This window comes from Pseudoclavibacter soli DSM 23366 (genome assembly GCF_000423505.1).
Taxonomy (GTDB): Bacteria; Actinomycetota; Actinomycetes; order Actinomycetales; family Microbacteriaceae; genus Pseudoclavibacter_A; species Pseudoclavibacter_A soli.
In genome coordinates, this window is record NZ_AUIC01000005.1 from 21,835 (window position 1) to 36,390 (window position 14,556).

The window sequence follows — 14,556 nt, forward strand, 5'->3', positions numbered from 1 at the left end:
GATGAGTTATCCCCAATACCCCAATGACCCATTTGGTGCGCAGGGCGGTTATGCCGCTGGAGTGCCCTCGTTGGCTGATCAGGCTGCCGACCCCGCGACAACGCCCGAGCAGCTCAGAGCGCTGCTGCAGCAAGATCCCGCGCTGGCGCCAATCATCGCGGTGAATGACAATATCGACGACCCGCTGCGCGAGTGGCTGTGGGAGTACGGCGGCGATGCCGTGCGCCAGGCGATGCAGAATCAGTACGAGCAGGCGCTGGCAGCGCAGCAGGGGCAGAGTGCAGTCTCTGTCGAACAGGTCGCCGGCTATGCGCAGCCGGCGCCCGTCGAGCCAGCCCCATACGTCGACCAGCAGTACGCCTACGCGCAGCAGCAGCCCGAACCGGCTGCGCCTGCAGTGATCGACGCCGTTCCGGGCCTGGTCGAGGCGCCAGTGCAGCCGCAGAACACCGGGTTCATCAACGAGGCTCCCGTTGCGCAGCCGCAGCCTGAACCCGTCGCCGCTCCGGTCTTTGAGCGCGCACCTGAGCCGGCTGCCGAAACTTCGGCAGATGTTGAAGACGACGATTCTGAAAAGACGGTGCTGGTACGGCGCAACCACCGCCCGACTTCAACGTTGGTGCTCGAGACGGGCGACAGTGTCGAGCTGACCAGCGATGTCGTGCTGCTTGGGCGCAACCCGCGTGGGCGCCTGGTGGGCAAGGCTCAGGTCGTGCGCATCCCCGATGCCGAGAAGACCATTTCCAAGACGCATGCCAAACTGGAGTGGATCGACGGTGGCTGGTTTATCACTGACCTAGAGTCGACCAATGGCGTGACGACCGGCCCGGCCGATGCCGAAGTCGAGCTGACTCCGAATAGCCCGGCGCCGCTTGAGGGGCCGTTCGCACTCGGCCTGTATCGGCTGCAACTGACCGTGCAGCACTGAGCGGCAGAGTTTGTGCTCTCGGCTGAATGTGAGTAGAATCGTCTCTGTTATGCGCCCGTAGCTCAGCTGGATAGAGCGTCTGACTACGGATCAGAAGGCCGGGGGTTCGAATCCCTTCGGGCGCACCACAGTGGCAGAATCGCCCTCACCGTCATCGGTGGGGGCGATTCTCGTCTCTCGACTTGTTCCACTGACGGCGACCCCGCCCCAAGAGGAGGCGCATTATGAACCAAGAGCAGCTGCGCCGCGTACGAGAGGCGCTGCAACAGGCACGCGCACAACTCGCCGATTCGGGTGTGCGTGACGAGGCGCTCGGTCGTCTTGTTCCGGCTGGGCGGCGATGGATGCTGCCCCGCCGCGCGCATTTCGTCTCGCTGGGCCGTGTGTGGCGAGTGGGCATCCTGCTGATATCGACCTCAGATGACCGCTTGCACCTGCTGGGAGTGACGACCCGAGCGGTGCAGCCAGGCCATCACCGCAACACCGCAGTGGCCATTGAAGAGCGCCGTGAGGTGCAGCTGCTCGCTTGGAAGGGACCATTCGTCGAAGGCGATGTGGTCAATTACGACACGATTGAGATTGACTTGGCTCATGATGCCATCGACACTGAGGCGAATCCGCTGTTGGTGCGTGACGGCGTGGTGATGGTGCAGTGGGATCGCGGACAGTCAGGGGCGGCCCCACGGCCCTTTGCCGACTACCTGAGAGAACAGGTCGCTCTGCGCATCGACCCGACTTCGTAGTCGCCCGGGCTCAGTGCTGCTGGCGTCGCAGGCGAAGCCAGCTCACGGCCAGCGCGAGCAGTCCCATGCCGTTGACCACTCCGAAGGCGGTCCACCAGCGGGTGGCGGTGGGCTCCCAGAGCGGGTCCTCTTCTGGCGTTGGGGCCAGCATGGCCTGCGCCGGATCAGCAATGTGCGTCAGATCGTTCAGGTCGATGCTCACCGCACCGAGAGCGAACGTCCAACGGGCGGGAATCGCCCACGAGACCCAGTTGAGCAGCTCGTTGCTGGTGAGCGCGATCAGGCCGCCGTTGAGCACCATTTGCAACATCAGCACAACGATTAGCAGTGGCATGACCTGGTTCTGTGAGGTGACCAGTGCCGAGATGGCCAAGCCGATCAGCACTCCGATTGAGACGGTGACGCCAAGGGCGATGCCCACTTCGATCCATCGGGGCAGTCCCAAGGCGCCGTCGCCTTCGGGGAGCGGTTTGATGAACGAATAGACGCCCAGCATGATTGCAGCACTCACCCAGCCGAGCACGCCGAAGACCAGCACTTTCGAGGCAAGGTATGCCGAAGAGGGCAGACTGACTGCCCGTTCGCGCAGGAAGATGCTGCGCTCGCCCACCAAATCTCGAATGGTCATTGAGATGCCAGTGAATATCGCGCCGATGATGAGCAGTGCGAGCACCGTCTGCGGCTCGCTGATGTGCTTTGGGTCCTCGACCCTGGTGAGGCCCCGATCGCCGGGCACGACGATTGGCAGCGCCCCGATGATGAACGGCAGTGCGAGAAGAAACAGGCTGTAACCGCGGTCAGCGAGGGTCAGCGAAAGCTGACGTCGCACGAGGGTCCAGATTTGTTGGAACCAATTGCGTTTGGGGCCTGGCTCAGTTGTCGCTGCCGGAGTGAGCTGTGGTGTGGGGCGGTGCCCTTGCCGTGCAGCCCAGCGCTGGCGGCAGGCCTGCGGCTGATCTTTGAGCATTGTAAAGATGTCGGTCCAGCTGTCGGTGCCAAACTGCGAGGCGGCCTGTGACGAATGCCCGATGTAGGCAGGTGACCCGCCCGGCACCAGCACCACCACCTGATCGCACAAATCGAGCTCGGCCACCGAGTGGGTGATGACCAGCACTGTGCGGTCGCCGTCGGCCAGCCTTCGGAACACCTGCATCAGCTGTCGGTCGAGCGCCGGATCGAGACCCGAAGTAGGTTCATCGAGAATCAGCAGCGACGGTTCGGTGAGCAGCTCCATGGCGACCGAGGCGCGCTTGCGCTGTCCGCCGCTCAGGCGGTCGATGCGGGTGTCGAGGTGTGGTTCGAGATCAAGCTGGGCCACGGCCTTGAGCACTTGAGCGTCGCGTTCTGCCTTGCTGACGTCGCTGCCCAAACGCAGGCGTGCGGCGTACTCGAGTGCCGTGCGCAGCTTCAGCTGACGGTGGATCACATCGTCTTGCGGCACCATGCCGATGCGGGTCTTGGCGATTTCGTACTGCCGGTCAACGTCGAAGCCGTCGAAGCTGACCAAGCCGGTCGAGGCTTTCTGCAGGCCGGCGATGGTCTTGACCAGCGTGGACTTGCCCGCGCCGGAGGGGCCGATCACTGCGGTCAGTGAACCGCGTGGTGCACGGAAGTCGATGTCATCGAGCAGTTTCTTGCCGCCTTCGACGGTGAAGCTCAGATGTGACACGTCGAGCCCGCCGCGCTGCGGAAAAGCCTGATGTGCGTCGACGAGGTGGTTGCCGACAACAGTGAAGTCAGAGTTGCCCGTGGTGAGGGTATCGCCCTCATTGAGGCGAGCGTGAGTTACCAGGCGACCGTTGACATAAGTGCCGTTGTGCGAGGTGAGGCTCTGCACTTCGAGGGCGCCGGGCACGGGAGTAATTCGTGCGTGCTGCACTGCAGTGAACAGATCTGGTACGACGACGTTGTTACCGGGGCGCCGTCCGATGGTTACCGGAGCGTTGCCGACGGGAATGCCTGTGCGACTTGGTGGCGCGCTGGAGGGCCGGGGGCGTGCCGGGGGCCTGCCGGGCAGCCGGGGTGCGCTGGTGGTGAGTGGCGAGCCGGTGTCGGTGACGGGAGGGGGCACTGGTCGACGGCGCGGTGGAGCCGCCGGTGCGACCGGTGTGCCGAGCAGATGCAGCTGCAGCAAGGGGCCGGTATGGGCGTCGCCGAGGCGAACGTTCAGGTCGCCGGTCACCTCGCGGCGTTCGATGCGCTGACTGTCGATGAACACGCCGTTGCGCGACCCCAGGTCTTCGATGAACCAGCCATCTTTGAAGCCGATCAGCAGGTGTCGCCGAGAGATCAGCGGGTTGCTCAGCACAATGTCGGCCGCGGCGCCGCGGCCGATCACGAGTTGCTGTGACTGAGTCAGCTGATGGCTGTGCCCGTCAACGCTGATGGTGAGTGACGGCGCGTCGACAGCTGCCATGCGTGTTCCCCCTGAAATGTGCTGAACTCCAGCCTATCGAATCCCTGTGATGCGGTGGTGATCAGCGGCTTGGAAAGCCTAAGTCGCGGATCTGCTCGAGCAGATGCTCACGGCCATAGAAGTCGGCTTCGCTTGAGAAGTGGGAAGTGACGTAGTCGATCCAGTCGAAGTTGCGACCGTAGCTGGCGAAGAAGTCGTTGATGGTGCGATCGTAGGCGTCGAGGTCGCCGAGCACGTCGGTGTCGTAGCGCTCGTGGTGCACGATCAGGCGCTGCGGCGGACGGGGCCGCACGCCAGACCGGTCGGTCGGGCTGGGCCAGCCCAGCGTCATGCCAAAAACGACGGCCGTGTGCGGTGGTAGCCCCAGCGAGGCTGCGGTCTCGAGTGGGTGATTGCGGGCTCCACCGATGTAGGTGATGCCGAGCCCGAGCGACTCAGCTGCCACTGCGGCGTTCTGCGCGGCCAACGAGGCATCAATGAACGACACGAGGGTGGCCTCGAACAGCTCAGTGCCCACGGTGGGGCGCTCGGCGCGCTCGGCGAGTCGATGCGCGCGGTACAGGTCAGCCACCCAGAACAGCAGCACGGGGGCCTTGTCAATGAACGGCTGGTCGCCGATCAGTGGTTTGAGCTCAGTTTTGTGAGCCTGATCGCGCACCACCACAACGCTCCACGAGTTGTGGTTCGACGAGTTCGATGCGGCCTGCGCTGCGGTGAGCACGGCGGTCAGCTCGTCGTCGGTCACGGGGCGGTCGCTGAATCGGCGCAACGAGCGATGCTGCAGCTGGCGCAGAATCGTCGGGTTGATCGCCGAGAATGGCGCCACTTCGTCGGTGCCGAAGCGGGTGTGCAGCACCTCGCGCAGCTGCTCGGGCGTGATCTCAGCAGTGGGGTTCTCGGGGGCTTCGCTCATGCGCTTAATGCTATCTGGTGCCGACTCAGGCGAGGTGCCGCGAGACGGCGTTGCCGAGTTGAGCGACGATCTGACGCAGAATCGGCGTGGGAGTGGCGAAATTGACCCGAATGAAACCGGCGCCTTCGCGGCCAGTTGCCCGGCCATCCGTAATGGCAACCCCAGCCTCGTGCAAGAAGAAATCGAACAGCGGCGTGGGCAGATCGTACGCACGCAGGTCGATCCAGGCCAGGTAGGTGCCCTCAGGCTCGTAGAAACGGGCCTGAGGCAGATGCCGGGTGAGCAGGTCGGTGAGCAGGCGGCGGTTGCGGTCGAGGTAGGTCACCTCGTCATCGAGCCACTGCCGGCCGTGCTCGTAGGCTGCGGTGTTGGCGATCACGCCGATGGTGCTTGCCCCGTCTTCGGGCCAATAGCCGATCTTGCGCCAGTGCCGAGCGTCGGCTTCGTTACTGAGAATCAGCTGGGCGCTCTTGAGCCCGGCGAGGTTCCAGGCCTTCGATGCGCTGGTGGCGGTGATGGTGTGGGATGCGGCAGTTTCGTTGACCGTCGCGTACGGCACGTGCCGGTTCGGCTGGTAGACCAGCGGGGCGTGAATTTCGTCGCTGAACACTCGCCCACCGTGGCGCTCAACCACTTCGGAGAGTGCGACCAGCTCGTCGCGGGTGTAGACCCGGCCGGTGGGGTTGTGCGGATTACTCAGCACGAGCACCTCGCCGCCGGCCGCGAACGCCCGGTCGATCGCGTCGAGATCGAGGCTCCAGCGGCCACCGTCCTCAGCCAGGGGCACGGTGATGGTCTCGCGCCGCCAGGCCGGTTTGGGCACGCTCAGAAACGGCATGTATGCCGGGGTGGGCAGAATGATCGCACTGTCGGTGCGTTTGGTGAAGTACTCGAGAGTGACTTCGAGGCCGCTGAGCACGTCGGGCAGGCGGCGCACGCTGAGCGGGTCAACCTGCCAGCCGTACCGGTCGGCGAGCCATGACGCAGTCGCCTCACGCAGGCGCTGGGTGAGGTCAGGGGTGAGGTAGCCGTAGTACGAGGTGTCGACGACTTGACGCAGAGCCTCGGTCACCGCCGGCGCGGTGCCGAAGTCGGTTTCGGCGATGAACGCCCCGAGGGCGTCTGGGTAGTGCGACCACTTGCGGCCGCGGATAGCCCTCAGCTGTTCGACGGTGATGGAATCCCAGTGTTCGGCGTTGCTGCTCATAGGGGTCAATTGTGGCACTGTACCCCGTTGTTGCGCAGCGGTGTGACGTCGTGCGACTGAGACGGCGACTGCGAGAGTGAGGGGTGCCTGGGCGCATCCTGCGAACGTCATGTCGGCACGATGCGCGCAAGGTCTGCACGACACGCCGTCGGGCTGCCGACATTGCGGTGGATACGCGGACATTGCGTTGTCGCCGCAGCCGATGCATAGGCAGTGTGAGTGTTTGGTCGCAGAATGGAAAGAGCCAGCTGCCCCAGGGGAAGAGGGCAGCCGGCCCGCACTCCGAAGAGTGCCAATGCGCCACAGCACGGCGCGACATGTTTCCATGTCGTCTTGGGCGTCATCAGAAGCGCCGCAAGATGTGTTTAACTCTAACGCGACCGGTGCTGGCGGGGCAAGGCCTGGCGCCGAGCCATATACGATGCCCGCGTGCTTCAGCTGGTCTTGATGGTGACGTCTGCGTGGCGGTCGAAGCGGTAGCCGATGCCGCGCACGGTGCGCACGATCTCTTGGTAGTTGCCGAGCTTTGAACGCAGACGTCGCACGTGCACGTCGATGGTGCGCTCGTTCGGCGTGCCCTCTTCGGCTTCGTTCCAGAGGTCAGAGAGCAGATCGTTGCGGTGAACGGTCTCGCCTTCGTGTTCAACGAGGTGCCCGAGCAGGCGGAACTCTTTGTAGGTCAGCGGTGCCTCGGTGCCATCGACCAGCACGCGCTGCCGAGTGAAGTCGATGACCACTCCGCTGCGCCGCACCTGCTGTTGAGCCTGCTGCTGGCGGGCGCGTTGTGCCGCAGGGTCGCGCAGGGCGAGACGTACGACGTCGACATCGCGGCCGCCTGCGCCGCGTGGGGCGATTGCCACCGTGGCGTGGCTGTTGATGCCGGGCACGAGCTCTTCGGCAGTGTGCTTGAGTGCGGCGACCAGCTGCGTCAGGCTCACGCCGGCCTGCGCTGCGCTGAACTCGTCGAGCCCGACGTAAAGGGCGAAGCCGCGGGCCTCGACGTTGTCTGCGGCGGTGTGCGCTGCGTCGCCGCCATGATGAGCGGTGTCGGTGCCGGTAGATGAGAGGTGGTCGAATGAAATGGCCATGATGGCTCCTTAGATGTGGTGCTGAGTGCGGATGTCGGAAGGTGCGGAGGTGAACTCAACGACACATTCGACGACATGCGCGGTCGGCAGCGGCCATCATCGAAAAGCCCTCGGCGGGCTCCTCGAGGCGGACGGCGACACTGCGGACACGGATACTCATATGACTCAGTTTTGCCGAGTGTGACGCCCCGGTCAAGATGCCAGCCGCGTAAGGGGGACAGCGTGACGTTGTGTTACGGCCGGAGCGCGCATCCGTCTGGAGTAGATTTGGAACAGCCGTCGCCCGCCGAAGAAAAGGATCTCTCGTGACTCTGGCCACCTCACCCGTGTTCGACCAGTGGATGGCCGCAGCGCTTGACGAGGCCCGGCTCGCGCTGCCGAGCGGTGACGTTCCAGTAGGGGCGCTGGTCATCGACGCATTGGGCAATGTGATCTCGGCGGCCCACAACGAGCGCGAGTTGAAGCAAGACCCGACTGCTCACGCCGAGGTGCTCGCCATTCAGCGTGCTGCCGAGGCGTGGCACAGCTGGCAGCTGCCGAACACCACGCTGGTCGTCACGCTTGAGCCCTGTGTGCTGTGTGCCGGGGCAATTCTGGCGGCGCGCATCCCCCGGGTGATCTTCGGGGCGTGGGATGAGAAGGCGGGGGCTGCGGGGTCTGTGCACGATCTGCTGCGCGACCGCAGGCTCAACCACCAGGTCGAGGTGATCGGTGGAGTCGAGGCTGATGCCACCGGTGCGGTGCTGCGCGAATTCTTCGCTGAACGTCGCGAATCGTAGACGTTCGCGCCGAGCCTCGTGGTGAACGGGTAGCCTGAGACTGTGAAGCTTTCGAGGGCAGATCAGGCCTTCGAGCACTATGGAGGAGAGGCCACAATGACCAACAAGATCGTCATCGGAGTCGACGGTTCAGAGCCGGCACGTGCCGCACTGCGCTGGGGCGTCGAGCACGCCGCCAAGCAGGGGGCTGCGGTTGAGCTGTTCTACGTCATCGATCTCACCCCGTTCTCAGACACTCCAGTGTTCGAGAGCGAGGCGCTGGCCCAGGGCCAGAAGCTGCTCGATCAAGAGCTTGAGTACGCCAAGAGCATCGCACCTGATGTCACCTACACCACCAATCTGGCACCGGGCACCCCGACGGCTGTGTTCGAAGAGGAGTCGAAGGGCGCTTCGCTCATCGTGGTGGGCACGCACAAGGGCAGCAAGCTGCCGAACGTGATCTTCGGGTCGAAGCCGATCCGCTTGGCGGCCTCGGCGCATGCGCCGGTGGCAGTGGTGCCGACCTATGATCTGGGCGAGCGCCACGGCGTTGTGGTCGCCGTCGACGGCAGCCCCACTGCGCAGAAGGCTCTGCTCTACGCTGCTGATGCGGCAGACGCCATTGGCGAGACGCTGCAGGTCGTCAGTGCCTGGACCATCCCCGCGCTGCCGGCCACCGATGTGGTGTGGAGCGCGCAGATCGTCGAAGAGGTGCGCAACGAGGCCAAGGCCGTGCTGCAGGGAGCTAAAGACCTCGTGGCCAATGCTCACCCGAACCTCAAGGTCGAGACTGAGCTGATCGAAGCCGAGCCGGTGCGCGGCATCGTCGAGGCTGCCAAACACGCCACGCTGCTTGTGGTCGGCAACCGCGGCCGCAAGGGTCTGACCCGTCTGTTCTTGGGGTCGGTCAGCCACGGCGTGCTCAACAACATCCCCTCGCCGGTGGTGATCATTCGCAACGACGAAGATCTGCCTGAGGCATGACCCGCGCGCCCGTCGGGCGCAGTTGCACAGAAGAGGCCGTCGCGTGAGCGACGGCCTCTTCTGTGTCACCAGAGATGGTGCGTGCTCGAAATTCGTGGATGGGGCACACAGGTGTCACGAAACGCTGGGTTCGTGCTCTCTGAGCCGCACTTGGCGACACCGCTGTGAGCGAACTCCTGGACGATAAAACCCCCGGGGGTATATGCTCGCATCATGAGCACAACACAGATCACCCTGGCAAACCTCGAAGAGACCGTCACCGGCAACGACATCGTGCTGCTCGATTTCTGGGCTGGCTGGTGCATGCCGTGCCGCATGTTCGCCCCGGTGTTCGAGCAGTCTTCAGAGCAGCATCCCGAAATCGTCTTCGGCAAGGTCGACACTGAGGCTGAGCAGCAGTTAGCAGGGATGTTCCAGGTTTCGTCGATTCCCACGCTCATCATCTTCCGCGAGGGCATTCCGGTATTCGGCCAGCCGGGCGCGATGAACGGCGACCAGCTCGAGAAACTCATTGCCGCGGTGCAGCAGCTCGACATGAACGAGGTGCGCGCCGAGGTCGAGAAGCAGCGTGCTGAACGTGGTGCCGCACCGAGCGAGGCCGCGCCAGCCGAAGCGTAGCGTTCACACCCCCAGACAGACACACAGACACACAGACAACGGGAGAACACCATGAGAATCGTGATCGTCGGCGGCGTCGCCGGAGGGATGAGCTGCGCAGCCCGCGCAAGAAGGCTCGACGAGCAGGCTGAGATCATCGTGCTCGAACGCGGTGAGCACGTGTCATTCGCCAACTGCGGCCTGCCCTACCACGTGGGCGGTGAAGTGCCTCGCTCGGCCTCGCTGCTGGTGCAGACGCCGCAGACCCTGCGTGAGGCGCTTGACCTCGATGTGCGCGTGCACCACGACGTCACTGGCGTTGACGCGCAGGGCAAAACCGTCACCGTACAGACTCCCGATGGCGAGCAGGTCATCGCCTACGACAAGCTCGTGCTCTCACCTGGTGCCAAGGCCTTTGTGCCGCCGCTGCCGGGCATCGATACTCCACGGGCACTGACATTGCGCACGGTGGATGACGCGGTCGCCATGAAGGCCGTGGTCGACGAGGGGGCCAAGCGCGCCGTCGTGCTCGGTGGCGGGTTCATCGGTCTCGAGGCCGCGGAATCGCTCGCCGTCCGGGGGCTTGAGGTCAGCGTGGTGGAACTTGCGCCGCACATCCTTGGGCCGCTCGAAACTGAGAGTGCATCGATCGTGGCCGACGAGCTGCGCCGTGCTGGTGTGCACATTTATGAGGGCGTCGCCGCCGAGCGCGTCGAGCGTGGAGAGCAGCACGACACCGTGGTGCTTGCCGATGGCACAGAGATCGCTGCTGACCTGATCGTGCTTTCGGTCGGGGTGCGCCCCGATACGCAGGTCTTTGAGCAGGCTGGTGTGGCCTGTGAGCGTGGCGCCATGATCACCGACGAGCACGGGCGCACCAATCTCGCCGACGTGTGGGCCGTTGGTGACGCTGTGCTCTCGACCGATGCGGTCACTGGTGCCAGGCGCCCGGTGGCACTGGCTGGGCCGGCCAGCCGAGCCGGTCGCGCGGTCGCCGACGACATCGTGACCCCAGGGCGAGCGCGGCCGATCCCGACGGCACTTGGCACCGCGATCGTGCGAGTCGGCAGTCAGGCTGCTGGCATGACGGGAGCGAATCGAGCGGGCCTCGACGCAGCGGGCATCGAGTACCACACGATTCATCTGCACCCGTACTCCCATGTCAGCTGGTTCCCGGGGGCCGAAGAGGTGCATCTGATTGTGCACTTCGCCAAAGCTGACGGGCGCATTCTCGGGGGTCAAGCGGTTGGCCGCGACGGGGCAGACAAGCGGGTCGATGTGCTCGCCACTGCGATTCGCGCACGTATGCGCATTGACGAGCTGATCGATCTCGATCTCGCCTATGCTCCGCCGTTCGGGGCGGCGAAAGATGCCATCACGATGGCCGGCATGATCGGCGAGAACGTGCTCGACGGCACTTTGCGCCTGTGGTACGCCCAAGACGTTGACGAGGTCATGCGCGACGCGTTGGTGCTCGATGTGCGCCGCGACGACGAGTGGGAGACCGGTCATCTGCCTGGCGCCCTGCACATTCCCCACACCGAGCTGCGCGGCCGCATCGACGAAGTAACTGCTGCAGCAGCAGGCCGCCCGGTGCGCATCATGTGCCAGTCGGGTGTTCGCTCGTACATCGCCCATCGTGTGCTTGCCCAGGCAGGGTTCGACACTGCCAGCCTCTCGGGTGGCATGATCACGCTGCGCCAGGCACTCGGAGCACGCGCCGAGGAGCTGCTGGTATGACGCAGCAACGTCGGGTGCTCAATCGGCTGCGCAGGGCTCGCGGTCAGCTCGATGCGGTGATCACCGCAGTCGAGGCCGGTGACCCCTGCCGAGACATCGTCACCCAGTTGGCTGCCGTCTCGAGCGCTCTTGACCGCGCCGGGTACGCCATCGTGGCCAACGCGATGAAAGAGTGCCTGATCGACGCAGAGGGCGGAGAGACCACTCCAGAAGAGCTGGAGAGGCTGTTCATGATGCTCGCCTGAGCAGACATGGGCGCATGGCGGAGGAGATCCGCCGAAACCGAAGCATGGCGGCCGATCCGCGGTCGCCGGAAAATGGAGATTAGAAAGTATGTGCTATGCAGTGACGTGCCCCAAATGCGGCAAGACGACGTGGTCAGGATGTGGCCAGCATGTCGATCAGGTGATGCGCAATGTGCCCAAGGCGCAGCGTTGCACCTGTGATCAGGGCAGCAGCAAGAGCAGCAACGCCTCGTCTGCTCAGGGCGGTCTGTTTTCGAAGCTCTTCGGTCGCTGAACGTGAACCGTGCGCCGAGTGTGCAGAATGTCTGCTTATCCGCAGCCGGATAACCCGCATTTCTGCGCACTCGGCGGCTCACGCTGGCTCATGTCGGCTATCCGACGCGCACCGACTTCACGTTGGTGAACTCACGGATGCCCTCAGCAGCCAGCTCGCGGCCGAAGCCCGAGCGCTTTGTGCCGCCGAACGGCAGCTCTTGGTATGACACCACGATGCCATTGATCACCACGTTGCCGGCATCGAGTTCAGCAGCTAGGCGCTGCTGCTCTGCCTCATCGTTGGTCCAGGCTGCGGCACCGAGGCCGAACGGGGTGTCGTTGGCCAGTGCAATGGCTTCGTCGATGTCGGCCACCCGGTGCACCGAGGCGACTGGCCCGAAAGCCTCTTCATAGAACAGTCGCGCAGAACGTGGGATGTTCGAGATCACGGTGGGCTCCAAGAACCAACCGGGCCCTTCCGGAGCCGACCCACCGACCAGCACCGAGGCACCGTGCGCACGGGCGTCTTCGATGAGTTCGAGCAGGTCTTCGCGAGCCTGCTCACCAGACAGCGGCCCCACCTGCGTTGCGGCATCGGTCGGGTCGCCCAAACGCAGTTTCGAGAAGGCGTCGACGAACTTCTCAAGAAACTCTGCGTACACCGCCTCGTGCACGATGAAGCGCTTGGCATTGATGCACGCCTGCCCGTTGTTCGAGATGCGCGCTGCCACGCCCTGTGCCACTGCTTCGTCAAGGTCAGTCGAGGGCAGCACCACGAAGGGGTCAGACCCGCCAAGTTCGAGCACGGCCTTCTTCACCTCGTCGGCGGCGATGGATGCCACAGACCGCCCTGCGGGCTCGGATCCGGTCAGGGTCACTGCGGCCACGCGCGGGTCGCGGATCACCGACTCGACCTGCCGAGACGAGATCAGCAGCGTCTGGAATGCACCCTTGGGGAACCCGGCACGCTCGAAGAGCTCCTGGAGGTACAGTGCCGTCTGCGGCACGTTCGAGGCATGCTTGAGCAGGCCCACGTTGCCGGCAGCCAGCGCCGGCGCAGCAAAGCGGATCACCTGCCATACCGGGTAGTTCCACGGCATCACCGCCAGCACCGGGCCGATCGGTTGATAGGCGACGTACGCGCGCTGGGCATCCACCGTCGAAGGGTCGCTCAACGGCTCGGGCGCAAGAAACTCAGCTGCGTGTTCAGCATAGAACCGCAGCACGCGGGCCGACTTGTGCACCTCACCCTCGGCCTGCCCCAGCGGCTTGCCCATCTCGGCGGTGATGGTCTTGGCCAGCGATGCCGCGTCTGCGTCGAGTAGATCGGCCGCGGCGCGCAGCCATTCGGCGCGCTGGTCGAACGAAGTGCCCCGGTAGGTCAGCCACGTCTCGTGGGCGAGGGACAGCGCCTGCTCGACACCTGCGCTGTCGAGCGCATCGAATTCGCGTTCGACCACACCGGTTGCCGGGTTCACACTTGCGATTGCCATGTTCTGCTCACTCTCTCGGTCGCTTCAGCGCGACGCGATCTCTGGATGTTCGTCGAAGATGATGATTTGTCGGATGGCCTCGCCATCGGCGAGATGATCCATGCCCTCGTTGATCTGATCGAGGGTGATGCGCGACGAGATCAGCGCTTCGACGGGCAGTCGGCCCTGCCTCCACAGCTCAGCATAGGTCGGAATGTCGCGAGAGGGCACCGACGAGCCGAGATAGCTGCCGATGATGGTGCGGGCTTCGCCGGTGATCACCGTCGGCGACACAGCTGAGCGGGCGTCGGCATGAGGCAGCCCCACGGTGATGGTGCGGCCGCCTGGTGCAGTCGCCCAAAAGGCGGTTTCAAAGGCTTTCGGATGCCCGGCCGCCTCGATCACAATCGGCGCGGTGATGCCCTGGTCGGCCAGCTGCTGCGGTGTGTATGTCTCGTCGGCGCCGAGTTCGCGGGCTTTGTCGAGCTTCGCAGGCAGCGCATCGACCGCGATGACTCGCCCTCGCCCCAACGAGACGGCGGTGATCAGCGCGGCGATGCCCACTCCGCCAAGACCGACGACGATGATGTCTTCGCCCGGCTGGGCGTCGGCGGCGTTGATCACGGCTCCGCCGCCGGTCAGCACCGCACAGCCGAGTACAGCCGCGATGTGCGGCGGAATGTCGAGGCCGACTTTGACGATCGACCGCTGATCGACCACGGCGTAAGTGGCGAAGCCTGACACCCCGAGGTGGTGCAGCACGGGATGCCCGTTCTGCTCGAGGTGGATGTCGCCATTCATGAGCGTGCCGGCGGTATTGGCAGCGGTACCCGGAATGCACGGCAGCTTGCCGTCGGTCAGGCAGTTGGCGCACTCGCCGCAGCGCGGCAGAAACGTCATTACTACGCGGTCGCCCACCTCGAAACCCTGCACGTCGGGGCCGATCGTCTCGATGCGTCCCGACGACTCGTGCCCCAACAGCATCGGCAGGGGGCGCGGTCGGTTGCCGTCGACAACCGAGAGGTCAGAGTGGCACAGCCCCGCTGCCTCGATGCGCACGAGCACCTCGCCGGGCCCCGGAGCAGCGAGTGTTAACTCGCCCACGCGGATCGGTTGTGATTGGGCGTACGGGCGCTCAGCGCCGATGGTCTCGAGAACAGCCCCGGTGATTTTCATCTGGCACGCTCCGTGCGCTGCAGCTGCATCTTGA

Annotated in this window: 13 protein-coding genes and 1 tRNA gene; 8 read left to right on the plus strand and 6 right to left on the minus strand. The window is 64.6% G+C overall.

Annotated elements, in window-relative coordinates; translation table 11 throughout:
* Nucleotide 1 precedes the first annotated feature (1 nt).
* From G557_RS13300 to G557_RS0105135, 3 genes are all read left to right on the plus strand, one after another.
* Nucleotides 2-928 carry an FHA domain-containing protein gene (locus tag G557_RS13300; protein WP_028245209.1) on the plus strand — a complete coding sequence of 309 codons (927 nt, stop codon included), beginning with the start codon at nucleotides 2-4 and terminating at the stop codon, nucleotides 926-928.
* Between the two features lie 51 nt (nucleotides 929-979).
* Nucleotides 980-1,056 (plus strand) — tRNA-Arg (locus tag G557_RS0105130).
* A gap of 96 nt (nucleotides 1,057-1,152) precedes the next feature.
* Complete coding sequence (locus tag G557_RS0105135) at nucleotides 1,153-1,671, plus strand: hypothetical protein (protein ID WP_028245210.1); 519 nt, start codon at nucleotides 1,153-1,155, stop codon at nucleotides 1,669-1,671.
* A gap of 10 nt (nucleotides 1,672-1,681) precedes the next feature.
* Here the strand turns inward: G557_RS0105135 and G557_RS0105140 are convergent, their stop codons facing one another.
* From G557_RS0105140 to G557_RS11850, 4 genes are all read right to left on the minus strand, one after another.
* Complete coding sequence (locus G557_RS0105140) at nucleotides 1,682-4,087, minus strand: ATP-binding cassette domain-containing protein (protein ID WP_028245211.1); 2,406 nt, start codon at nucleotides 4,085-4,087, stop codon at nucleotides 1,682-1,684.
* A gap of 61 nt (nucleotides 4,088-4,148) precedes the next feature.
* Nucleotides 4,149-5,000, minus strand: a complete 852-nt coding sequence (locus G557_RS0105145) for a nitroreductase family protein (protein WP_051224675.1) — start codon at nucleotides 4,998-5,000, stop codon at nucleotides 4,149-4,151.
* Nucleotides 5,001-5,025: 25 nt separating this feature from the next.
* Complete coding sequence (locus G557_RS0105150; RefSeq protein WP_028245213.1) at nucleotides 5,026-6,207, minus strand: MalY/PatB family protein; 1,182 nt, start codon at nucleotides 6,205-6,207, stop codon at nucleotides 5,026-5,028.
* Between the two features lie 434 nt (nucleotides 6,208-6,641).
* The gene (locus G557_RS11850) at nucleotides 6,642-7,295 is read right to left on the minus strand and encodes a winged helix-turn-helix domain-containing protein (protein WP_084627018.1); all 654 of its coding nucleotides are present in this window, start codon (nucleotides 7,293-7,295) and stop codon (nucleotides 6,642-6,644) included.
* A 305-nt stretch (nucleotides 7,296-7,600) separates the two neighbouring features.
* Between G557_RS11850 and G557_RS0105160 the strand changes: the two genes are divergently transcribed.
* The 5 genes from G557_RS0105160 to G557_RS0105180 all read left to right on the plus strand — a co-directional run bounded on the left by G557_RS0105160 (nucleotide 7,601) and on the right by G557_RS0105180 (nucleotide 11,619).
* Nucleotides 7,601-8,074 carry a nucleoside deaminase gene (locus G557_RS0105160; protein ID WP_036961455.1) on the plus strand — a complete coding sequence of 158 codons (474 nt, stop codon included), beginning with the start codon at nucleotides 7,601-7,603 and terminating at the stop codon, nucleotides 8,072-8,074.
* A 96-nt stretch (nucleotides 8,075-8,170) separates the two neighbouring features.
* On the plus strand, nucleotides 8,171-9,037 hold the full coding sequence (locus G557_RS0105165) for a universal stress protein (RefSeq protein WP_028245215.1): 867 nt from the start codon (nucleotides 8,171-8,173) through the stop codon (nucleotides 9,035-9,037).
* Nucleotides 9,038-9,250: 213 nt separating this feature from the next.
* Nucleotides 9,251-9,655: a thioredoxin gene (gene trxA / locus G557_RS0105170; protein ID WP_028245216.1), complete on the plus strand. Its 405-nt coding sequence runs from the start codon at nucleotides 9,251-9,253 to the stop codon at nucleotides 9,653-9,655.
* Between the two features lie 51 nt (nucleotides 9,656-9,706).
* Nucleotides 9,707-11,374 (plus strand): FAD-dependent oxidoreductase, encoded by a 1,668-nt coding sequence (locus G557_RS0105175; protein ID WP_028245217.1) that lies wholly within the window; start codon nucleotides 9,707-9,709, stop codon nucleotides 11,372-11,374.
* Nucleotides 11,371-11,619: a metal-sensitive transcriptional regulator gene (locus G557_RS0105180; RefSeq protein ID WP_028245218.1), complete on the plus strand. Its 249-nt coding sequence runs from the start codon at nucleotides 11,371-11,373 to the stop codon at nucleotides 11,617-11,619. Before G557_RS0105175 ends, G557_RS0105180 begins: the two co-directional genes overlap by 4 nt.
* A gap of 371 nt (nucleotides 11,620-11,990) precedes the next feature.
* On the opposite strand, the gene G557_RS0105190 is transcribed toward G557_RS0105180, so the two are convergent.
* Together G557_RS0105190 and G557_RS0105195 are read right to left on the minus strand one after the other, a co-directional pair.
* Entirely contained in the window at nucleotides 11,991-13,367 is a 1,377-nt protein-coding gene (locus G557_RS0105190) for an aldehyde dehydrogenase family protein (protein WP_028245219.1), read from the minus strand.
* Between the two features lie 24 nt (nucleotides 13,368-13,391).
* Nucleotides 13,392-14,522 carry an alcohol dehydrogenase catalytic domain-containing protein gene (locus G557_RS0105195; RefSeq protein WP_028245220.1) on the minus strand — a complete coding sequence of 377 codons (1,131 nt, stop codon included), beginning with the start codon at nucleotides 14,520-14,522 and terminating at the stop codon, nucleotides 13,392-13,394.
* Nucleotides 14,523-14,556: the final 34 nt, after the last annotated feature.